At 36.9% G+C, this 22,665-nt stretch carries 22 protein-coding genes and 1 tRNA gene; 19 read left to right on the top strand and 4 right to left on the bottom strand.

The window, feature by feature from the left end; genetic code table 11:
• Positions 1-49: 49 nt before the first annotated feature.
• From gldB to ACOCEA_RS11515, 3 genes are read left to right on the top strand one after another with little or no spacing between them, the layout of a single operon-like run.
• A complete protein-coding gene (gene gldB, locus ACOCEA_RS11525) occupies positions 50-1,006 on the top strand; it encodes a gliding motility lipoprotein GldB (protein ID WP_420756395.1) in 957 nt (318 codons plus the stop codon).
• The gene (gldC, locus tag ACOCEA_RS11520) at positions 1,007-1,348 is read left to right on the top strand and encodes a gliding motility protein GldC (protein WP_420756394.1); all 342 of its coding nucleotides are present in this window, start codon (positions 1,007-1,009) and stop codon (positions 1,346-1,348) included.
• Between the two features lie 12 nt (positions 1,349-1,360).
• A complete protein-coding gene (locus ACOCEA_RS11515) occupies positions 1,361-1,744 on the top strand; it encodes a GTPase (protein ID WP_420756393.1) in 384 nt (127 codons plus the stop codon).
• Here the strand turns inward: ACOCEA_RS11515 and yihA are convergent.
• Positions 1,737-2,363, bottom strand: a complete 627-nt coding sequence (yihA, locus tag ACOCEA_RS11510; protein ID WP_420756392.1) for a ribosome biogenesis GTP-binding protein YihA/YsxC — start codon at positions 2,361-2,363, stop codon at positions 1,737-1,739. The two genes, ACOCEA_RS11515 and yihA, sit on opposite strands and share 8 nt — an antisense overlap.
• 12 nt (positions 2,364-2,375) lie before the next feature.
• The gene (locus tag ACOCEA_RS11505) at positions 2,376-3,140 is read right to left on the bottom strand and encodes an alpha/beta fold hydrolase (protein ID WP_420756391.1); all 765 of its coding nucleotides are present in this window, start codon (positions 3,138-3,140) and stop codon (positions 2,376-2,378) included.
• 246 nt (positions 3,141-3,386) lie between these two features.
• Here ACOCEA_RS11505 and ACOCEA_RS11500 point away from each other — a divergent pair, with 246 nt between their 5' ends.
• From ACOCEA_RS11500 to ACOCEA_RS11425, 16 genes are all read left to right on the top strand, one after another.
• Positions 3,387-3,845 (top strand): division/cell wall cluster transcriptional repressor MraZ, encoded by a 459-nt coding sequence (locus ACOCEA_RS11500; RefSeq protein ID WP_420756390.1) that lies wholly within the window; start codon positions 3,387-3,389, stop codon positions 3,843-3,845.
• Positions 3,838-4,740: a 16S rRNA (cytosine(1402)-N(4))-methyltransferase RsmH gene (gene rsmH, locus ACOCEA_RS11495; RefSeq protein ID WP_420756389.1), complete on the top strand. Its 903-nt coding sequence runs from the start codon at positions 3,838-3,840 to the stop codon at positions 4,738-4,740. The genes ACOCEA_RS11500 and rsmH overlap by 8 nt, the downstream gene beginning before the upstream one ends.
• Before the next feature lie 9 nt (positions 4,741-4,749).
• Positions 4,750-5,082 carry an FtsL-like putative cell division protein gene (locus ACOCEA_RS11490; protein ID WP_420756388.1) on the top strand — a complete coding sequence of 111 codons (333 nt, stop codon included), beginning with the start codon at positions 4,750-4,752 and terminating at the stop codon, positions 5,080-5,082.
• A 3-nt stretch (positions 5,083-5,085) separates the two neighbouring features.
• Positions 5,086-7,092: a penicillin-binding protein gene (locus ACOCEA_RS11485; protein ID WP_420756387.1), complete on the top strand. Its 2,007-nt coding sequence runs from the start codon at positions 5,086-5,088 to the stop codon at positions 7,090-7,092.
• The gene (locus ACOCEA_RS11480; protein ID WP_420756386.1) at positions 7,089-8,552 is read left to right on the top strand and encodes a UDP-N-acetylmuramoyl-L-alanyl-D-glutamate--2,6-diaminopimelate ligase; all 1,464 of its coding nucleotides are present in this window, start codon (positions 7,089-7,091) and stop codon (positions 8,550-8,552) included. Before ACOCEA_RS11485 ends, ACOCEA_RS11480 begins: the two co-directional genes overlap by 4 nt.
• A 29-nt stretch (positions 8,553-8,581) precedes the next feature.
• Positions 8,582-9,802 carry a phospho-N-acetylmuramoyl-pentapeptide-transferase gene (gene mraY, locus ACOCEA_RS11475; protein ID WP_420756385.1) on the top strand — a complete coding sequence of 407 codons (1,221 nt, stop codon included), beginning with the start codon at positions 8,582-8,584 and terminating at the stop codon, positions 9,800-9,802.
• Positions 9,803-11,137 (top strand): UDP-N-acetylmuramoyl-L-alanine--D-glutamate ligase, encoded by a 1,335-nt coding sequence (gene murD / locus ACOCEA_RS11470; RefSeq protein ID WP_420756384.1) that lies wholly within the window; start codon positions 9,803-9,805, stop codon positions 11,135-11,137.
• The gene (locus tag ACOCEA_RS11465; protein ID WP_420756383.1) at positions 11,138-12,340 is read left to right on the top strand and encodes an FtsW/RodA/SpoVE family cell cycle protein; all 1,203 of its coding nucleotides are present in this window, start codon (positions 11,138-11,140) and stop codon (positions 12,338-12,340) included. It begins immediately after the preceding gene.
• Entirely contained in the window at positions 12,327-13,415 is a 1,089-nt protein-coding gene (gene murG / locus ACOCEA_RS11460) for an undecaprenyldiphospho-muramoylpentapeptide beta-N-acetylglucosaminyltransferase (RefSeq protein ID WP_420756382.1), read from the top strand. The genes ACOCEA_RS11465 and murG overlap by 14 nt, the downstream gene beginning before the upstream one ends.
• Before the next feature lie 4 nt (positions 13,416-13,419).
• Complete coding sequence (gene murC / locus ACOCEA_RS11455) at positions 13,420-14,772, top strand: UDP-N-acetylmuramate--L-alanine ligase (RefSeq protein ID WP_420756544.1); 1,353 nt, start codon at positions 13,420-13,422, stop codon at positions 14,770-14,772.
• Positions 14,762-15,481, top strand: coding sequence for a cell division protein FtsQ/DivIB (locus tag ACOCEA_RS11450; RefSeq protein WP_420756381.1), 720 nt, complete (start codon positions 14,762-14,764; stop codon positions 15,479-15,481). Before murC ends, ACOCEA_RS11450 begins: the two co-directional genes overlap by 11 nt.
• Before the next feature lie 7 nt (positions 15,482-15,488).
• Positions 15,489-16,832: a cell division protein FtsA gene (gene ftsA / locus ACOCEA_RS11445; protein WP_420756380.1), complete on the top strand. Its 1,344-nt coding sequence runs from the start codon at positions 15,489-15,491 to the stop codon at positions 16,830-16,832.
• Positions 16,833-16,881: 49 nt separating this feature from the next.
• Positions 16,882-18,801 (top strand): cell division protein FtsZ, encoded by a 1,920-nt coding sequence (gene ftsZ, locus ACOCEA_RS11440; RefSeq protein WP_420756379.1) that lies wholly within the window; start codon positions 16,882-16,884, stop codon positions 18,799-18,801.
• Positions 18,802-18,888: 87 nt separating this feature from the next.
• Entirely contained in the window at positions 18,889-19,338 is a 450-nt protein-coding gene (locus tag ACOCEA_RS11435) for a GatB/YqeY domain-containing protein (protein WP_420756378.1), read from the top strand.
• A gap of 9 nt (positions 19,339-19,347) precedes the next feature.
• Positions 19,348-19,421, top strand: a tRNA-Arg gene (locus ACOCEA_RS11430).
• 253 nt (positions 19,422-19,674) lie between these two features.
• Positions 19,675-21,018 carry an alpha-amylase family glycosyl hydrolase gene (locus tag ACOCEA_RS11425; RefSeq protein ID WP_420756377.1) on the top strand — a complete coding sequence of 448 codons (1,344 nt, stop codon included), beginning with the start codon at positions 19,675-19,677 and terminating at the stop codon, positions 21,016-21,018.
• A 27-nt stretch (positions 21,019-21,045) separates the two neighbouring features.
• On the opposite strand, the gene ACOCEA_RS11420 is transcribed toward ACOCEA_RS11425, so the two are convergent.
• The gene (locus ACOCEA_RS11420) at positions 21,046-22,008 is read right to left on the bottom strand and encodes a YpdA family putative bacillithiol disulfide reductase (RefSeq protein WP_420756376.1); all 963 of its coding nucleotides are present in this window, start codon (positions 22,006-22,008) and stop codon (positions 21,046-21,048) included.
• Positions 22,008-22,661, bottom strand: a complete 654-nt coding sequence (gene rpe / locus ACOCEA_RS11415; RefSeq protein ID WP_420756375.1) for a ribulose-phosphate 3-epimerase — start codon at positions 22,659-22,661, stop codon at positions 22,008-22,010. The genes ACOCEA_RS11420 and rpe overlap by 1 nt, the downstream gene beginning before the upstream one ends.
• Positions 22,662-22,665 lie beyond the last annotated feature (4 nt).

Here is a 22,665-nt window from a genome sequence, read left to right as displayed (position 1 = left end):
AAATAAGTTGTCCTTGTTTAAAAATAAAATGTATTCGGAAATACTTGGTATGAAAAATCCCATTTTTATAGTATTATCAATTTTACTCATTTTTATTGGATGTAATGATAGTGACAAAGTTGAGGCTGAAGTGGAAAAAATACCATTGGACTTAAAGATTTCAAGGTTTGATCAAGAATTTGCATCGGCAAAGCCAGAAAGTTTACCTGAGTTGCGTAAAAAGTATCCATATCTTTTCCCAGCGCCAGATAGTGTTTGGGTTGCCAAAATGCAAGATTCTCTTCAAATAGAATTATTCCAGGAGGTAGGCAATACATTTAGCTCTTTTAATGATGAAGAGGAAGGATTGGTATCACTCTTCAAGCATATAAAATATTTCTTCCCAGAACAAACTGTGCCTAATATAATAACCGTTACCAATGATGTGGACTATAACAACCGAATTATATTTGCAGATAGTTTACTTCTTATAGGATTGGATAATTATTTGGGTCCTGAGCATAAGTATTATGGTGGATTTCAGCGCTACATTGCGGAAAGCTTAAGTAGAAAATACCTTGTGAGTGATATAGCGAGTGCATTTGCTAAAAAAGTGGTTCCAAGACCAAGGGATCGTACCTTTTTATCACGTATGGTTTATTTTGGGAAAGAACTTTATTTAAAGGATAAGCTTATGCCTAACGCAGAAGATACCATCAAAATTGGCTATACTGAAGAGGATATGAATTGGGCCCTATCTAATGAGGAGCCTATGTGGCGAAACTTTATAGAACAAGAGTATCTTTATAATACCGATATAAAGTTAAATCAACGATTTTTGGATCCTGCGCCTTTTTCAAAATTTGGATTGGAATTGGATAATGAATCCCCTGGAAGATTGGGTAGATTTATTGGTTGGCAAATTGTAAGGTCGTTTATGGATAATACTGATATTTCCTTAAAACAGATGTTGACGATGCCCGAGGAGGAGATATTTAAAAAATCAAATTATAAACCTAGAAATTAAATGGCAGATTTACATGTTTCGGAAATAACCCTGAGAGTTGGTTTGGATGAAAACCGCGTTCCTGAAAAACTTTCTTGGTCCGCACAGGACGGTGGTATTAATAATGAAGAGGCAAAGGCCATGTTATTATCTGTTTGGGATAGTAAAAATCAAGAATCTTTAAAAATAGATCTATGGACCAAGGATATGCCTGTAGATGAGATGAAAACCTTTTTTCATCAAACTTTGGTGTCACTATCAGAAACGTTTATGAAAGCTACTCAAGACGAGAAAATGACAGCAACCATGAAAGATTTCTGTGATTATTTTGCTGAAAAAATGGAATTAAAAAGTCTGGAATAAATAAGGTTATAATTGACAAATACAAAGGTTATAAAACTGTTATTTGTTTATAATGCTGGTTCTAGTCTGCGCAATCGAATCTTTGATGGTGCCCATAAGATTATAAGTCCATCTACTTATACTTGTAGTTTGTGTTCGTTGACTTTTGGTTCATTTACAGAGAAGAATATCTGGAAACAGTTTAGGTTAAATTTGGTAAATGATGGGTTTACATTGGATTTCTTACACAAAGATGAATTTGAAAGTAAGTTTGATAATATATTTAGCTTTCCAATTATTTTATTTGAAGTGAAAAAGGGTTTGGAAATTTTAATTAGTACTGAAGAATTAAATCAGTTAAACAGAGCGGCAGATTTAATTGATATGACCAAAGAAAAAATAGCACTACTTAAATAGGGCTGTTTTTAGTGGCTTCAAAAAAGTTTTGGTTAATACTATCAATGTATCCGAGTACTTCTTCCTGACCTATTTTTTTGCTCGATGAAGTAATAAAATATTGAGGAACTTCCTCCCAAACGCTTGCCAATAACTTTTCTGAGTAGTGCTGTATGTGTTTGTTTATTACTTGTGGTTTTAATTTATCTGCCTTGGTGAAAATTATGGCGAAAGGAATGCCATTTTCACCCATCCACTGCATAAAATCTAAATCTATTTTTTGTGGTTCATGCCTAATATCAACCAAAACAAAGGAACAAACCAGCTGTTCACGCTGTAGAAAATAGTTGGTAATATATTTTTGAAACGTGTTTTTATCTTTTTTGGATACTTTGGCGTATCCATATCCAGGTAAGTCTACCAAAAACCAATTTTCATTGATCTTAAAGTGATTTATGAGTTGCGTTTTTCCAGGCCTACCAGATGTTTTTGCCAAACTTTTCCTATTGGTCAACATATTGATCAGGGAAGATTTCCCTACGTTAGACCTACCAATAAAGGCATACTCAGGTAGCGGTTCATTAGGGCATTTGGCAACATCTGAGTTGCTCATGACAAAGTCGGCCGACTTTATTTTCATCTAAAAATAGAATTAGAAATTTCGTTTTTCCAACCAGTTATCTAAAATAGAGTTGAACTCTTCAGGATGTTCCATCATTGGTGCATGCCCACATTCTTGAATCCAAAAAAGTTCAGAATCTGGTAATAATTCATGAAATAATTCGGCAACATCTGGTGGTGTAACCGTATCGTTTTTACCCCAAATTATACAGGTAGGTGTTTTCATGCTTGGAAGGTCCGTACTCATATTATGACGTATGGCACTTTTTGCAATGGCTAATGTCTTTACCAACTTAACACGATCGTTCACCGTGGCAAAAACTTCATCTACAATCTCTTTCGTGGCTACGGCAGGGTCATAAAAGACATCCTCGGCTTTCTTTTTTATGAACTCATAGTCCCCGCGCTTAGGGTACCCGTCGCCCATGGCACTTTCATATAACCCAGAGCTACCCGTAATTACCAAAGCCTTTACCATTTCCGGATAGAGTTTGGTGTGCAAAAGGCCAATATGGCCTCCTAACGAGTTTCCTAAAAGAATTACATCTTTTAGACCTTTGTATTCAATGAATTTCTCAAGGTATTTGGCAAAGTTTTTCACGTTGGTCTTGAGCATTGGCATATCATATATGGGTAGCTCAGGTATTAAAACCTTGTAACCTTTTTTAGGGAAGTGTTCCACTACGCCGTGAAAATTACTAAGACCGCCCATTAAACCGTGAAGTATAATAATCGGAGTTCCTTCCCCGCTTTCAATATACTTGAATTTTCCGTCTTGTATTATTTCGTCTTCCATGTAGAATGGTACTGCTCTTTGCGCAAATATAGGCAATTCAAATTATTATAAAATTTCATTTTTAACACTATGTAAGGGTATTTATTATTTGTGAAATGCTGAAGTTTCTTGTGTGGAATTTTGGTGTAAAGTGGATTTTTCGGTGAATTGAGGTGGAAAATTTATTAACAAAGTGGAAAATAGTGGAATTATCTGCAAATAAAATCTATATATTTGAGTTATTATTTGCAAATAACACCAATTTCAGTGACCACAATAGTAGGACAACACGAATGTAAGGCAGACGCAAAGGGAAGGATTAACATTCCTACTGCTTTAAAAAACAAGCTCTTGCCGTTCATGAACGACGAGTTTGTGATAAAACGTGCCGTGTTTAAAGATTGCTTGGAGCTGCATCCAAAAGTTAAGTTTGATGAGGTGATGCAAAAAATAATGAATAAAGGTGGTAGGGGTAAAAAGTTTGATTTATTCCTAATGAAGTATACCGCTGGTTTGAAAGAAGTTCCCATTGATGCTGATACCGGTAGATTGCAAATACCTAAAAATCTTTTTGATTATGCGGGGATTTCCAAAGAAGTGGTCTTGAATGCACAGCATGACAAAATTGAAATTTGGGATAAGGACAAGTATGAGAGTGTACTTGATTCTATGACCGATATGGAATACGAGGAAATGGCAGAAAGTATTTTTGATGCCGATGAGTGAAGTCTATCACAATCCGGTATTGCTGAAGGAATCGGTTGATGGTTTGGCCATTAAAGAAGATGGGGTTTATGTAGACGTGACTTTTGGCGGGGGAGGCCATTCCAGGGAAATATTAAAGAGACTAGGCGAGAAAGGAAAATTGTTTGCCTTTGATCAAGATGAGGATGCGCAAGCTAACCGTATCGATGATGAAAGATTTATACTGATTGGGGAAAATTTCAGGTACATAACCCAATTTTTAAAGTTCTATGGCATTCGGAAAGTAGACGGTATTTTGGCCGATTTTGGTGTTTCTTCCCATCAGTTTGATAAAGCGGAACGTGGATTTTCTACGCGTTTTGAGGCGGATTTGGATATGAGGATGAGTAAGAACAACCTATTGTCTGCCCATGAAGTAGTAAATAGGTATTCCTACGATGATTTAAGAAATGTACTTTTTGCATATGGTGATTTACGTAACGCCAATGCAATGGCAAGTGTAATTATAGCATCAAGGGAAGAGAAAGAGATAAAAACTACAGAGGAGCTTAAGCAGGTTCTTGGTCAGTTTTTGCCAGAGTATAAAAAGCACAAGATTTTGGCCCAGGTTTATCAGGCAATACGTATAGAGGTGAATCAGGAGCTAGAAGTGATCAAGGAGTTTTTGGAACAGGTTCCTGAATTATTGAAAAAAGGCGGTAGGTTAAGTGTTATTAGTTATCATTCATTGGAAGACAGATTGGTGAAACGATTTATAAGAGCTGGACAGTTTAAGGGGGAGCCTGAAAAAGATTTTTATGGCAATGTGGATGTTCCCTTGAGAAAAGTAGGCGGATTAATAGTCCCGTCAAAAGAAGAAATAAGGATTAATAATAGGGCCCGTAGTGCAAAATTGCGAATAGCAGAATGTTTATAACGAAGCGTTGTGAAAGTTAAAAAAGGCTTGTTGGATATTTTAAAAGGTAAGTTTTTGGTAGATGGTGATTCTCCCAAAAATTGGCTGTTTATCATATTTGCATCTTTTTTGGCGGCAATCATGATAAGCAGCTCACATAGTGCCGATAGAAAGGTTCATAAAATAGCTGCTTTGAACGAGCGGGTAAAGGAGCTTAAAAATGAATTCGTAGATGGTCGTTCAGATTTGCAGCAACTTAAATTGGAGTCGACAATAACAAGTACGGTGGCCGAAAAAGGACTTTTCCCATCGGAGAATCCCCCTCAAAAAATTAAAGTTAAATCAACAAAAGGATCAAAATAGTTAATGCCAGTTACCGATAAAAAAATATTATCTAGGTTGTATTTCATAGCAGGTGGTCTTGTGCTGTTTGCAGGTGTGGTGTTATTTAAATTGGTGTCCATTCAAATAGTTGATGGTGATAAGTATAGGGATTTAGCTGAAACTAGAACTACCAAGATGTTTACAATAGCTCCAAATCGTGGCAATCTATATTCAGATGATGGCAGTCTATTGGCGACTTCGGTTTCAAAGTATACTATTCGATTTGATGCTGTTACGGTAAATGAGAAGGATTTTAAGGAAAGTGTAAAGCCTTTGTCAGATGCCTTAGCTAAACTTTTTAATAAAGAATCTTCCTATTACCAACAAATTTTAAGGAAAGCAAGACAGAATAAAAACAGGTATGCACTTATTGCAAGAAACCTTGATTATTCGGACTATATGGCTGTCAAGCAATTTCCACTTTTTGAAAAAGGGGCATTCAAAGGTGGACTTATAGTTGAGCAAATAACAAAAAGGGAACACCCTCTAGGAAAAATAGCCGAGCGAAGTGTGGGTTACGAGCGGGTGGATGAAAATGGCTATAGGACAAAGGTGGGTATGGAAGGTGCTTTTAGTGAGTATTTAAGAGGTGTAGAGGGGAAGCGTTTGAAGCAGAAAATAGCTAAAAATCAATGGAAACCCATTGGGACCGATAATATTATTGAACCTAAAGATGGCTATGATGTGTATTCAACCATTGATATCAATATTCAGGATATTGCACATCACGCCCTTTTAAAGCAATTGGAATATTATAAGGCTGATCACGGTACCGTAATTGTAATGGAGACTAAAACGGGTGAGGTAAAAGCCATATCTAATTTGGGACAGACCGCGGAAGGTAAATATTATGAGCGTTTGAATTATGCTATTGGAGAATCTCACGAACCGGGTTCAACATTTAAATTGATGAACCTGGTTGCTGCTTTGGAAGATAAGGTAATTGATACCAGTACCGTTGTAGATACAGAAAAGGGTAGGTGGAAAATTTATAATCATTATGTAAAAGATTCTAAAGCCGGAGGCTACGGTGAAATAACGGTTTCAAAAGCATTTGAAGTATCATCCAATACGGCATTTGCCAAAATCATCCATAATAACTATAAGGAAAATCCAGAGAAATATGTGAATCGCCTAATGAGTATGGGAATTCACAAGGAATTGGGTCTTCCTGTAAAAGGGGAGGGAACACCGGTGATACGTTACCCAGGAGATAAGGGCTGGTCTGGTCTTTCGTTGGCCCAAATGGCTTATGGCTATGAAGTGTCATTGACTCCTTTACAAACCTTGGCATTCTATAATGCTATCGCCAACGATGGGGAACTGATTAAGCCAAGACTCATCAAAGAGGTTAAGGAATGGAACAAGACTATAAAAAAGTTTGATAAAACGGTTCTTAATCCCTCTATATGCTCTAAGGAAACAGCCAATAAAGTACAGCAGTTATTGAAGAATGTGGTAGAAAAAAAACATGGCACTGGGCATGGATTATACTCCTCAAATTTTTCAATGGCAGGTAAAACGGGTACTTGTCAAAAAAACTATGTAGCTAAAGATCCCGATAAATTAAAATACATATCAACATTCGCTGGGTACTTCCCTGCAGACAACCCTAAATACTCTTGTATAGTTGTGATTCATGAACCAGATAAGAGTGTAGGGTATTATGGAGCTGATGTTTCTGGACCAGTTTTTAAATCCGTAGCACAAAAGGTGTATGCGAATTCTCCTTTGATAGACGAGGTGGATATGAAGGAATTGAATGGCGAAGAGTTGGAAAAGTCTTACCAAGGATATTATGCCAACATACAGAAGGATCATAACACAGTGCCCAATTTAAAAGGTTTAAGTGGTATGGATGCTGTGGCAATATTAGAAAATCTCGGAATAGAGGTAGAGGTTATAGGTAATGGTAAGGTACGCCGTCAATCTATTACAAAAGGCACAGATATTAAGAACGTTAAAAAAATTGTTCTAGAACTTTCATGAAGGTATTAAAGGACATATTATATGGGGTTGGTCTAACGGCGGTAAGTGGTACTACCAACTGTAGCATCAATGCTATTTGTTTTGATTCCCGTAAAGTGCAGAATGGTGATGTTTTCTTTGCTATAAAGGGAACTTTAACAGATGGCCATAAGTATATTGAAAAGGCAATTGAGCTAGGTGCTATAGCGATTGTATGTGAAGAGTTGCCTAAAGATTTGAGGACTAACATAACCTACGTTGAGGTAGATAATGGAAATAGGGCATTAGCAATCACAGCGTCTAATTTTTATGATAATCCATCAAAAAACCTAAAACTGGTTGGTGTTACAGGAACTAATGGTAAAACTACGGTAACCAGTCTATTGTATCAATTATTTAAAAAGGCGGGATTTAAAGTTGGACTTATTTCAACTATTAAAATAATGGTTGATGAAGTGGCGTATAAAACTAGTCATACCACACCTGATGCCCTGACCATAAATAAGTTCTTAAGCTTAATGAACGAAGCCGGAGTTGAGTTTTGTTTTATGGAGGTGAGTTCCCATGGGATACACCAAAAACGTACAGAGGGTTTGGTGTTTGAAGGTGCTATTTTTACCAATCTTACCCATGACCACCTAGATTATCACAACACCTTTTCGGAGTACAGGGATACCAAAAAAATATTGTTTGATAACCTTTCTAAAAAAGCATTTGCACTCACTAATGTAGATGATAAGAATGGTCTTTTTATGTTGCAGAATACCAAGGCAAGAAAATTTACTTATGCGCTAAAAAACTATGCGGATTACAGAGCGCAAATTCTAGAAAATCAGTTTGATGGCCAGTTGTTAAAGGTTGATGATAATGAACTTTGGACTAAATTGATAGGACATTTCAATGCTTATAATATATTGGCAATTTATGCTACCGCTGATTTATTGGGACTGGAAAAATTAGAAACATTACGCCTATTGAGCGAACTGGAAAATGTAGATGGTAGGTTTCAATATTTTATATCAAAAAATAGAATTACGGCAATAGTTGATTATGCCCATACGCCGGATGCCTTAAAAAATGTGCTTGAGACAATCAACACATTGAGAACTGGAAATGAAAACGTCATCACCGTTGTGGGGTGTGGTGGCGACAGAGACAGATCAAAGCGTCCGGTAATGGGTAATATCGCAGCGAAAATGAGCAACATTGCCATTTTCACTTCTGACAACCCCAGAACGGAATCCCCTTCTAGTATTATTTTGGAAATGGAAGCAGGGGTAGAACCTCAACACGTAAAAAAGATATTGTCTATAGAAAACAGGGAGCAGGCCATAAAAACAGCATGTAAAATGGCGGCCTCCAATGATATTATTTTGGTCGCTGGTAAAGGTCATGAAACCTATCAGGAGACAAATGGAGAGCGTGTAGATTTTGATGATTTTAAAATTATTAAGAAAGTATTACAAGATTTAGAAAAGTAGTAATGGCTCATTAAGCCCTTAAATAAATTATGTTAACATACCTATTTGAATATTTGGAAAAACAATATCAATTGCCTGGAGCAAGTCTGTTCCAGTTTAGTACGTTTCGTGCGGGTATGGCAATTTTAGTTTCACTAATTATAGCTACGGCTTATGGTAAGCGCATTATACTTTTTCTTCAAAAACAGCAGGTAGGTGAGACTATAAGGGATTTAGGTTTAGAGGGCCAAAAGCAAAAAGCAGGTACGCCAACCATGGGTGGTGTCATTATCATTTTGGCTACGCTAATACCAGTATTGTTGTTCGCGCGATTGGATAATATCTACATCATTCTTTTGATTTTTACTACCGTTTGGATGGGTATTATAGGTTTCGCTGATGATTATATTAAGGTTTTTAAAAAAAACAAGGAGGGACTTAAAGGCAGGTTCAAGGTATTGGGTCAAGTGGTATTGGGACTTATCGTAGGTGCCGTTTTATATTTTCATCCAGAGGTAACAATGCGCGACCAAAACAGGAGCGTAATTACAGAACAATATACGGTCGAAGAGGTTAAAGGGGCAGAAATTAAATCTACCATGACCACAGTACCCTTTTTTAAGAACAACGAGTTTGATTACGGGTATTTAATAGATTGGGCAGGAGAAAATGCCAAGGATTATGTTTGGTTGATTTTTATTCCAATGATAATCTTAATTGTAACCGCTGTATCCAATGGGGCTAATTTAACAGATGGTATAGACGGTCTGGCAGCAGGTACTTCGGCAATAATTGTATTTACCCTAGGGGTGTTTGCCTTAGTTTCGGGCAATATTATTTTTTCAGATTATTTGGATATTATGTATATCCCAAGGGTAGGAGAGCTATTGGTTTTTATTACCGCCTTTGTTGGTGCACTTGTCGGGTTTTTATGGTACAATGCTTTTCCGGCACAAGTTTTTATGGGGGATACGGGAAGTTTAACTATTGGTGGGGTAATAGCGGTAATAGCCATTATTGTGAGGAAGGAATTATTGATACCTGTGTTGTGCGGAATTTTTTTCGCAGAATCTTTATCGGTAATGCTACAGGTAGGCTATTTCAAATACACCAAGAATAAATTGGGCGAAGGCAAACGTATTTTTTTAATGTCTCCATTGCACCACCATTATCAGAAAAAAGGGTATCACGAGAGTAAAATAGTAACCCGGTTTTGGATTGTAGGAATAATGTTGGCAGTTGCTACCATTGTTACATTAAAAGTGAGGTAAATGAGTTTTTTGGTAGTTCTCGGAGGAGGGGAAAGCGGAGTTGGCACTGCCATTTTGGGCCTTAAAAAAGGATATAAGGTTTTTGTGTCCGACAAGGGTAAAATAAAAAAAGAGTATAAAGACGTTCTTGAGCATTTTGGAATTGATTGGGAGGAAGAAAAGCATACAGAGGCTAAAATCTTGCAAGCAGATGTGGTGATGAAAAGCCCAGGAATACCGGATAAAGCACCCTTGGTGAAAAAGCTACGGGACATTAACATACCGGTAATTTCTGAGATTGAGTTTGCATCAAAATATACCGATGCAAAGATTATAGGAATCACTGGAAGTAACGGAAAGACTACCACAACCATGCTCACCAACCATATCCTTGCTTCTGCGGGATTAAAGGTTGGTATGGCCGGGAATATTGGTGATAGTTATGCGAAGATGGTGGCAGAACAAGATTTAGAATATTATGTTTTGGAGATTAGTTCATTTCAGTTAGATGGAATAAAGGATTTTAAGCCTCACATTGCTGTTATAACGAACATCACACCAGATCATTTAGATAGATATGAATATAAGTTTGAGAATTATATAGCATCAAAGTTTCGGATTGCAATGAACCAAACAGCGGAAGATTATCTCATTTATGATGCAGATGATGAGGTATTGGTGAATTGGCTTAAGGAACACCCAGTCAAATCCAAATTATTTCCCTTTTCATTACAAAAGGAACTGGAAGAGGGTGCATTTGTAGAGAACAATGAAATTATTATTAGAACACAAGAAGATAGGATAAAGATTATGACAGACTCATTAGCGTTGGAAGGGAAGCACAATTTAAAGAATACAATGGCTGCATCTACAGTGGCAAAGTTGGTAGGTATTCGAAAGGAGACCATTAGGCAATGTGTGTCTAATTTCCAAGGAGCACCACATCGTTTAGAAAATGTGTTAAAAATTCACCATGTGCAATACATAAATGATTCCAAAGCAACCAATGTAAATGCAGCATACTATGCTTTGGATAGCATGAAGACACCAACGGTATGGATTGTAGGAGGGGTTGATAAAGGAAATGAGTACAAGGAGTTAATGCCATTGGTACGGGAAAAGGTTAAGGCAATAATTTGTCTTGGCTTAGACAATGAAAAAATCAAGGAAACTTTTGGCAATGTAGTAGACCTAATTGTGGAGACCTATGCTATGGAGGAAGCTGTAAAGGTAGCCTATAAAATTGCCGAGAGGGGCGACACCGTTTTGCTTTCCCCTGCCTGTGCAAGTTTTGATTTGTTCAAAAATTATGAAGATCGCGGTGATCAATTTAAAAACTGTGTAAAACATTTATAGGTGCTTAAATTTTTTCAAAATATCAATGGGGATAAAGCTATCTGGGCAATTGCTGCACTTTTAGCCTTATTTTCATTTTTACCTGTCTATAGTGCCAGTAGTAATCTAGTGTATGTGGTGGGTAATGGTACAACAGTCGGACATTTGGTAAAACATGCCTTGTTGTTGTTCATGGGTTTTGGAATTATATATGGAGTACATAAAATACCAACACATTTCTTTAAGGGATTATCCTTGATTGCGATGCCCATTGTATTGGTCCTATTGATATTTGTATTGGCACAAGGCTCCTCTGTTGGAGGTACAAATGCCAGTAGATGGATTCATATTCCGTTCGTAGGGTTTGGTTTTCAACCCTCTAATCTAGCGGCTGTTGTTTTAATGATTTATGTGGCTAGATATCTGTCTAAAGTAAAAGATGTACAAGTAAGTTTTAAGGAGAGCGTTCTGCCGCTATGGCTACCTGTTTTTTTAGTACTTGTCTTAATTCTTCCCGCAAACTTTTCAACTGCCGGTATTATATTCACTATGGTATTGGTCCTCTGTTTTCTGGGTGGTTATCCAATAAAATATTTGTTGGGAATTGTTGGGACAGGAATTTTATGTCTCACTTTATTCATTCTAACCGCAAAGGCCGCCCCTGACCTTTTTCCCAATAGGGTAGATACTTGGATGAGCCGTATTGATAGCTTTTCCAATCCGGAGGATACCGAAGGTTCATACCAAATTGAAAAGGCTAAAATTGCGATTGCCACTGGTGGTATTGTTGGCAAAGGGGCTGGTAAGAGTGTTCAGAAGAACTTTTTGCCGCAGAGTTCCTCAGATTTTATTTATGCCATTATCGTTGAGGAGTATGGCTTGGTAGGTGGTTTTGCACTTATGTTTTTCTATCTGTTTTTGTTATTTAGGATAGTGGTAGTAGCAAACGGATGCTCTACCATATTTTCTAAATTATTGGTTTTGGGTGTTGGCTTGCCAATAGTTTTTCAAGCGATGATAAATATGGCGGTAGCTGTAGAATTGTTTCCGGTAACTGGTCAAAACTTACCACTTATAAGTAGTGGGGGAACCTCTAGCTGGATGACTTGTTTGGCAATTGGAATTATATTGAGCGCGAGCAATAAACATATTGTTGTAGATAAAAAGAGTTTGTCTGGTATAGATGAAAATAATCCTTTAGAAGTGTTAAGTGGGCAGTTATAGGTTTATTATTTCTGGAGGTGGAACAGGCGGACATATATATCCGGCTATTGCAATAGCAAATGAGTTGAAACGAAGATTTCCGGGTGCTAAGTTTTTGTTTGTAGGGGCAAAGGACCGTATGGAAATGGAAAAGGTGCCACAAGCAGGATATGAGATTGAAGGTTTGTGGATAACAGGGATACAAAGGAAACTAACCCTAAAAAATGTAATGTTTCCCCTAAAATTGATTAGTAGTTTGATAAAGGCAAGCAAAATAGTAACACGTTTTAAACCTAATGCTGTTATAGGTACAGGTGGGTTTGCCAGTGGTCCTTTATTAAAAGTTGCCTCTGGCAGGGGAATCCCTTGTCTGCTTCAAGAGCAAAATTCCTTTGCAGGCATCACCAATAAATTATTAAAGCATAAAGTGGCCAAAATATGTGTTGCCTATGATGGTATGGAGAAGTTTTTTCCAAAGGATAAAATTGTGAAAACTGGGAACCCGGTACGGGCAGATTTAATAAAATTAGAAGTGCCAAGAGAAGAGGCATTGGATTTTTTTGGTTTAGATAGGAATAAAAGGACCTTGCTGGTTTTGGGTGGTAGTCTTGGGGCTCAAAGAATCAATGTATTGGTGCATAACAAGTTGACTTTCTTTAAAGATTTGGATGTACAGATAATATGGCAATGTGGAAAGGGGTATATAGATAACTATAAACAGTATAATTCAGACACTGTAAAAGTATTTGCTTTTTTAAATGATATGGAAAAGGCATATGCAGCAGCAGATTTTATTGTATCGCGCTCCGGTGCTGGAGCAGTTTCAGAACTTTGTATTGTTGGTAAACCTACGATTTTTATTCCATCGCCAGTGGTTGCGGAAGATCATCAGACAAAAAATGCAGCGGCTTTGGTAAAGGAAAATGCTGCTGTAATGATTACTGAAAAAAGTTTAGAGATCGATTTTGAAATGCAGTTTTCACATATTTTTAAATCTGGCGAATTACAACAAGAGCTTTCAAAGAATATTAAGGCCTTGGCAATGCCAAACGCAACAAGTGATATTTGTGATGAGATAGAAAAATTATTGGTATAAAATGATCAATTTAAACGACATACAATATGTGTACTTCATAGGAGTGGGAGGTATAGGTATGTCTGCTTTGGCAAGATATTTTAGGTTTATCAATAAAGAAGTGGCTGGTTATGATAAAACCGAGACGCCATTGACCAAAGAATTGGCTAAAATCAATATTGACATCCATTATTCTGATGGTTTGGAATTTGTTCCAAAAAACTTTTTACAAAAAGATAAAACGCTGGTGGTATATACACCAGCAGTTTCTTCATCACATTCAGAGTACCAATACTTTTTACAAAATGGGTTTGTAATAAAAAAACGTTCAGAAGTATTAGGAATGATTACAAAAGATTCCTTTTGCTTGGCTGTTGCAGGTACCCATGGTAAAACTACAACTTCAAGTATTTTAGCACATTTGCTTAAAGAAACGGGAATACCCTTAACTGCCTTTCTAGGTGGTATTTCAGAGGATTTTAATAGTAATTTCTTGTTAGAGGGTACGGCGTATGCGGTGGTAGAGGCAGATGAATTTGATCGTTCCTTTTTACAGCTGTCACCAAACGTTGCCTGTATAACATCAATGGATGCCGACCATTTGGATATTTATGGAGATATTGGTCAACTACATAAATCCTTTAAGGAATTCGCCAATCGGTTAAAGCCAGGCGGCAAATTATTTGTTAGAAAGGGTTTGCCTTTGGAGGGTATTACCTACGGCATAGAGGATGATTCGGATTATTGTATCCGAAATATAAAAATAGAACATGGTACCTACATATTTGATTTGGGAACTCCGGATACTGTTTTAAAAGGAGTTAAGTTCAATAAGCCAGGGAGGCATAATTTGCTTAATGGTTTGGTTGCATTTGCCATGGCGATACAAGCAGGATCCCCACCGTATCGCCTGGCAGAAGCACTTGCAAGTTTTAAAGGTGTACAAAGACGTTTTTCTTATAAAATAAAGCGGGATGATTTGGTATATATAGATGATTATGCACATCATCCCACAGAGATTGATGCCGTATATCAAGCTATTGAAGAAATGCATCCAAATAAAAAAGTACTTGCCGTTTTTCAACCTCATTTATTTTCAAGGACAAAGGATTTTGGTGACGAATTCGCTAAAAGTCTATCCAGATTTGATAGTATTATTCTATTGGAAATTTATCCGGCAAGGGAAGAACCCATACAGGGTGTTGATTCTAATTGGTTGCTTCGAAAAATATTAAATCCAAACAAAAAAATTGTACAGAAAGAAAATTTAATAGTAGAAATAAAATTACAAAATCCTCAGGTGTTGGTAACCATGGGGGCAGGTGATATAGGTTTAGAGGTGATTAATATTAAAAACGAATTGGAGTATGCGCACTAATTGGGGTTTTATAAAAATAATTACGCTAGTAGTTGTGTTAATGGGGGTTTACTCATTTTCAAACCAGCGAAATAAAAAGAAAAACATTGACAAAGTCGCCATAAAATTTATTGGTGATCAAAATTTATACATCACAGAAGGGACGGTTAATAAATTGTTAATACAAAATTATGGACGCCTAGAAAATGTGCCCAAAGAAAAATTAGTTTTGAATACTATAGAAAAGGTCCTAGAGGCCAATGAAATGGTGAAAAGTGCCCAAGTATATCTTACGATAGATGGTGAGCTTACGTCTAAAATTGTTCAACGTAAACCAATCGGACGCATAGAAGGAAATTCAAAGTTCTATTTGGACGATGATGGAAAACGCATGCCGTTTTCGTCGAATTATTCGGCCAGAGTTCCCATAATTACGGGTGATATTACAGGTGAGAGCCTTGAGGATGTATACGAAATATTGGAGTTTATAAACAAGGATGATTTTTTGCGTAAAAATATAATTGGTATACATGTAGTATCAGCAAATGATTATCAATTAAAATTTAGGCTTAATCAATTTGTGGTAAATCTTGGGGATATTGATAATCTAGAGGAAAAGTTCAGCAATTTTAAGGCTTTTTATGCCAAGGCAAATAAGGATAAGACACTGGAGAATTTTGCAATAGTAAGTTTAGAGTTCAATAACCAGGTAGTGTGCACTAAAATTTAAAAATAAAATGGAACAAACAAGATATTCAGTCGGTCTAGACATCGGTACAACAAAAATCGTTGCCATTATTGGTAAGGAAAATGAATACGGTAAGATTGAGATTTTGGGAATTGGTAAATCCAAGAGTCTTGGGGTGCATAGAGGTGTTGTAAATAATATCACACAGACAATAAAGTCTATTCAACAAGCAGTGGAACAGGCAGAAGTAAATTCTGGACTTAAAATAGGTTCTGTTGTGGTAGGAATTGCTGGCCAACATATAAGAAGCTTGCAGCATAGTGATTACATTACCCGTTCAGATTCTGAAGAGGTAATTAATGAAGGGGACTTGGATGCCTTGTGCAACCAAGTTTACAAATTAATTATGTTACCTGGTGAGGAAATAATTCATGTATTGCCCCAAGAATATAAAGTTGATGGGCAGGCCGAGATTAAACAGCCAATAGGAATGTATGGGGGCCGTTTAGAAGCTAATTTTCATGTAGTAGTGGGTCAGGTTACTTCCATTAAAAATGTGGGTAGATGTATTAAAAGTGCCGGTTTGGATTTAGGTAATATTACATTGGAACCTTTAGCCTCTTCAGATGCAGTTTTAAGTCAGGAAGAGAAAGAAGCAGGTGTAGCTTTAATTGATATAGGTGGTGGTACTACTGATTTGGCCATTTTTAAAGATGGTATCATAAGACATACTGCTGTAATACCTTTTGGAGGTGGTGTTATCACAGAAGATATAAAAGAGGGCTGTTCTATAATTGAGAAGCAGGCAGAACTGCTTAAAATAAAATTTGGGTCTGCATGGCCCGGTGAAAATAAGGATAATGAAATTGTATCCATCCCAGGTTTAAGGGGCAGGGAACCAAAAGAAATTACATTAAAGAACCTTTCTAAGATTATACATGCAAGGGTGGTTGAGATTATAGAGCAGGTTTATGTGGAGATCAAGAATTATGGACATGATGAGCAAAAGAAAAAGCTTATTGCCGGTATAGTTTTAACTGGTGGTGGTAGTCAGTTAAAACATTTAAAACAACTGGTAGAATATATTACCGGTATGGATACTAGAATTGGATATCCCAATGAACATTTGGCAGGTGATTCTGATGAAGAGGTGGCAAGTCCGTTATACGCTACCGCTGTAGGATTATTGATGAATGCGGTAAAGAATGATTCAAAGTTGGGAAACCGCCATAACAAGACCTTGTCAGGAACTAATGAGAGTTCTGGTTTTGATCAAGAACATGTGCTGGCTGAAGAGCAACAATTGGAAAGTGTAGGAATGGGTAAGGAAAGAAAATCAGTTTTTGATAAATGGTCAGAGAAATTAAAAGAGTTTTTGGATAACGCGGAATAAGTAAGAATACATAGAATAGAATACAACATTAACCAGTAATAAAAGTAATATGAGTAAGAACAGCGAATTTGATAGTATTTCATTTGATCTTCCAAAAAATCAAAGTAACGTTATTAAAGTCATTGGCGTCGGTGGTGGTGGTAGCAATGCCATTAATCACATGTTCCAGGCAGGAATAAACGGGGTAGACTTTGTGATTTGTAATACAGATGCCCAGGCATTGGATAATAGTCCTGTTCCAAACAAAATACAATTAGGGGTTTCGTTAACAGAAGGATTGGGTGCTGGTGCCAATCCTGAAGTTGGTGAACAGGCTGCTATGGAAAGTATGGAAGATATCAAAACGATGTTGGACAATACTACCAAAATGATATTTATTACCGCAGGAATGGGTGGGGGAACAGGAACTGGTGCTGCTCCCGTAATAGCCAAATTTGCAAAGGAAATGGATGTTCTTACAGTGGGAATTGTTACGATGCCATTTCAATTTGAAGGAAAGATGCGTTGTGAACAAGCCCAAAAGGGTATTGAGAAACTTCGCAAGAATGTAGATTCATTAATTGTTATCAATAATAATAAACTAAGGGAAGTTTACGGCAACCTTGGTTTTAAGGCTGGTTTTTCAAAAGCTGATGAAGTTTTAGCGACTGCAGCTAGGGGTATTGCAGAGGTAATTACACATCACTATACCCAAAACATAGATTTAAGGGATGCCAAGACCGTACTTTCCAATAGTGGTACGGCTATTATGGGCTCAGCCGTGGCATCTGGTTCTTCAAGGGCCAATGAAGCAATCATGAAAGCCCTGGATTCCCCATTGCTTAATGACAATAAGATTCAAGGCGCTAAAAATGTATTGTTGTTAATAGTTTCCGGAGTACAAGAGATTACTATTGATGAAATAGGTGAAATCAATGACCATATCCAGATAGAAGCAGGTTATGGAGCCAATATTATCATGGGTGTTGGTGAGGATGACACGTTAGGTGAGGCGATAGCGGTAACCGTAATTGCAACCGGTTTCAACGTTGAACAACAAGATGATATCGTTAATACCGAAACAAAAAAAATTATCCACACACTTGAGGAAGGGCAAAAGGCAGAGAAAGAATTACTTTCGAATTCTAAGACCGTCCATACTTTAGTTGATGATGAGGTAGAAGTAAAAGTAAAGGAGGTTCCAGAAGCACGATATCAATTGTTGGATGAAGGTGATTTTGATTTGATTCCCACAACTAATTATATTCGAAACTTCAATGTATTTTATGAAGAGGTAGCTGCGGATAATGTATCGGAAGATGACTTTATTATCATAGAATCTTCCGATGCCTTACGAAATATAGAAGTAGTAGAGCCAGAAATCCTCAAAGTGCGTAAAGAGGAAGATGATCAGTTTGCAATGAGTTTTGAGCTGCCATTAGAAGGTGAAGAGGAAAGGGAGAATGTTATTACTTTTAGTTTAGATGATGATGTTAAGGATATTGATGTTAAGGACAGTGTTGAAATAATTCCGGTTTTGGAATACAATAAGAAAGGTGAAACAAGATATAGTCTAGATGATTATATGGAATTGGAAAATAAACTGACAGGAGCAAAGTCAAAAGCAGAGGAATTTGAACCCAAAATAGTTGAGGATGAATTGGTTTTTCAAAAAAGAACCGTAGCGAATCAAAATACAACGGCTATAAGACAAACTGAAATAGACCCAATGGAAACTCCAATAGAGGAGCTACTAAGGGAAAGAGCTGATGAGCGCAGAAGAAAATTAAAGGATTTTAACTATAAGTTCAAAAATAGTTTAAGTAACATCGATGAAATAGAAAAGGAACCTGCCTATAAAAGACAGGGTGTAGATTTGAACGAAAATCCAAGGGAGAACAAAATATCAAGAACTAGTTTAAGTGATGATAGTAATGATGAAATTCAATTGCGATCAAATAACTCATTCCTGCATGATAATGTGGACTAAGTTTTTTCGTAACTAACGTTTTAAACCCGAAAACAAAAGCTGTTTTCGGGTTTATTTTTTATCTTCGCAAACCAAAATCATGTAGTTATGGGTTTACAGCAAAAAGTAATGGATGAGATGAAAGTGGCTATGAAAGCCAAGGATGCTGTGGCTTTGGAATCTTTACGCGCAATTAAATCGGCTTTATTGTTAGCAAGTACCAGCGGTTCTGCAACTGAGATTACAGAGGAAGAAGAGGTAAAACTTATACAAAGGTTGGTAAAACAAAGAAAAGATAGCGCAGCAATCTTTTTAGAACAGGGAAGACAAGATTTAGCAGATCCAGAGTTGGCCCAAGTGGCGGTCATTGAACAATTTTTACCAGAACAGTTGACAGAGGAGGAAGTTGAGAAAGTGGTAGTGCAAACTATTGAGGCAACAGGTGCCTCAGGCATGAAGGATATGGGTAAGGTAATGGGTATTGTTTCTAAAGAATTGGCAGGACAGGCAGATGGTAAAATGATATCAACTATAGTAAAGCAGAAATTAAATTCATAATAGGATAATGGCTCCGTGGCGCAACTGAATAGCGCATCAGATTTCGGCTCTGAGGGTTGGGGGTTTGAATCCCTCCGGGGTCACTTTTTTAATGAAGGTCTTGCATATGCAGGGCCTTTTATATTTTAAATATTTTCTATCTGTGTTTATTATGTGTTGTTTGGTTTTATAAAAAAACTGAATGTCCGCAATGAGTCATAAACATAGTAATCCATGTCAGGTCGAGCGCAGTCGAGACCTCTTTTTGAGTACGTTATGTCAAACGACCTCTCGACTGCGCTCAAGGTAACGTTATTATATGACTCATTGCGGATATTCAATTTAAAAAATAAGGAAATGATAAAAAAAATACTATTTTTTATAATTGTTTTAGTGACATTTAGTTGTAGTCAAGAAAAAGATGAGGCTGTTATGGAAGAGCCTAATGTTGATAAAGGTCTCAGTAGTTTCGCTGATAGCGAACCTAACAATGATGTGATGTTACAAGCTTTTTGGTGGGACTCGTACTTGGATAATAAAATCTCATTGTCGGGATCACTTTACAATTTTGTTGAGGAAAAGCTAGTGGAACTATCAAACGCTAATATTGACGTCATATGGTTGCCACCACCTAGTGAAGGCGAGGGAATGGGGTACCATCCAAGAGAGCTTTTTAACTTTAATTCTAATCATGGCAGTGAGGATGAATTGAAATCACTGTTACAGCTAATAAACAATCGAAAAATGCATGGAATGGCTGATCTGGTTTTAAATCATCGCATAGGTACAGCTACTTGGACAGATTTTACAAATCCCTCTTGGCCTTGCGATGCAATTTGTAGTGATGATGAAGGTAATACCAATCCTCTGGCATTTGGGACTAGGCCATGTGGCGACAATGATGAAGGTGAACAGTGGGAAGGGGCACGCGACTTGAATCATAAAAGCCATTCTGTTCAAACAGGTATAAAAGATTATTTGTCAAGATTACAAGAGTTAGGTTTTGATTCTTGGCGTTATGATTTTGTCAAGGGCTTTCCACCAAAGTATGTGGGTGAATATAATAGTTCAGCACCCTACTATTACTCAGTAGGTGAGTACTGGGATGGTAATTTAGATGCAATAAAATATTGGATAGATGGTACTGATAAAACTACCTCAGGGGTTTCGGCAAAAAAATCAAGTGCTTTTGATTTTGTGTTGAAGTATAAATTAAGGGAGGCTATTGTTAATCTTAACTATTCTGTCTTAAATAATTCTAATAAACAATTTGGACTATCTAGTAGTAATGGTTATGGTGATAAATCGGTTACATTTTTGGATAACCATGATACGGGGTGTATCAATAGGAGTGATTGTGACAATCTTTTCTCCAATAGTACCAATCAAATAAGAATGGGGTATGCTTATTTATTGACCCACCCAGGCATTCCAATGATTTGGTCCTATCACTATTTTTTTCAAGATCAGACAGGTGAATTAAAAAAGGATATTAATGAATTTATACTTTTAAGGAAAGAACTTTTAATTAATGCGAATAGTTTGGTTGAAGTTCTAGAGACCAATGATGGTTCTTCTGGTTTATATGTGGCTAAAATTGACAATAAGTTATTGTTAAAAATGGGATACGGCACCTATAATCCGGAAACATCTTGGAAATTAAAGAAATCAGGTATTGGATATAGTATTTGGACTTTATAGTTTTTACTGGCGGGTAATGGAGAGTTTTTATCTATTGCCTTTAATATGTTCAATTATCATTTTAGCATGTATTCGGGAATTTTCAATAAACCATTTATGCGTTTCCATCCCACCACAAATTACCCCAGCTAAATACAGTCCCTTAACATTGGTCTCCATGGTTTCCCCATCATACTCCGGTAATCTTTTTTCGTCCTTTGAAATGTGGATGCCAATGGCATCCAAAAACTTAAAATTGGGTTTGTAACCTGTTAGTGCCAAAACAAAATCATTAGGTAAGGTAACATGCTCATTTCCAGTCTTGATTGTTATGGAATTCTCGGTTATTTCTTCTACAATGCTATTATAATAAGCCTTTATGCTACCTTCCTCAATTCTATTGATGATATCAGGTCTTACCCAATACTTAACGCGCTGCCCTACTTCAGGGCCACGAATTATCAAGGTAACCTCTGCACCTTTACGCCAACATTCCAAGGCCGCATCTATAGCACTATTGCTGGCACCAATTACCGCTACTTTTTGACCAGCATAGTAATGGGGATTGTCATAATAGTGAGAAACCTTTTTTAAAGACTCTCCAGGAACATCCAATAAATTGGGAATATCATAGAAACCTGTGGCAATTATTATTTTTTTTGATTTGTAAGTTGCTTTATTGGTTACTATAGAAAAGGTATCAGTTTGTTTTTTTACCACATCAACTTTTTCGAATAAATGAATGTTGAGCTTATGGTTAGTTACAATACGCCTATAATATTCTAAAGCTTCATCACGTTTAGGTTTGGCTTCCTTACTAATAAACGGAATATCATCTATCTCTAACCGTTCGGAGGAAGAAAAAAACTGCATGTTGGCAGGATAGTTAAAAAGTGAATTTACTATCGGGCCTTTTTCAATGATTATATAAGATAAACCATTCTTTTTAGCCTCAAGGCCACAAGCAATGCCTATTGGTCCGCCCCCAACGATAGCAATATCATATATCATTATTCTCCTTTTAATTCTGTTATGGTCTTCATAGGATCTGTACTTTTGAAGACGAAACTGCCCGCTACCAATACATCTGCGCCGGCTGCTATCAATTTAGAGGCGTTTTGTGTTGTTACCCCACCATCAATCTCAATTAAAGTTGAGGTGTTTTTTTTGGATATCATTTCTTTAAGATCCTTAACCTTTTGGTAGGTATTCTCTATAAAGGATTGACCTCCGAAACCAGGATTAACACTCATTATTAAAACTAAGTCCAAATCGGAAATAATATCTTCTAAAACTTTTATGTTCGTATGTGGGTTTAAGGCAACGCCAGCTTTCATTCCAGCATCTTTTATTGCTTGTATGGTCCTATGTAAGTGGGTGCAAGCTTCGTAATGTACGGTTAGGACACTTGTGCCAAGTGCTGCAAATTTTGTGATATAACGGTCAGGATCTATTATCATTAAATGAACATCCAAAGGCTTAGTTGCATATTTCTGAATAGCGCTTATAACCGGCATGCCATAGGAGATATTAGGAACAAAAACACCATCCATGACATCAATATGGTGCCAATCTGCTTTGCTTTCGTTGACCATTTCAACATCTCTCTGTAAATTCCCAAAATCGGCAGCCAATAGGGAAGGGGCTATTAACGGTAATTTCATTTTA

Source organism: Maribacter luteocoastalis, assembly GCF_048890225.1.
GTDB classification, from domain to species: domain Bacteria; phylum Bacteroidota; class Bacteroidia; order Flavobacteriales; family Flavobacteriaceae; genus Maribacter; species Maribacter luteocoastalis.
This window is presented reverse-complemented; position numbering and strand designations above follow the sequence as displayed.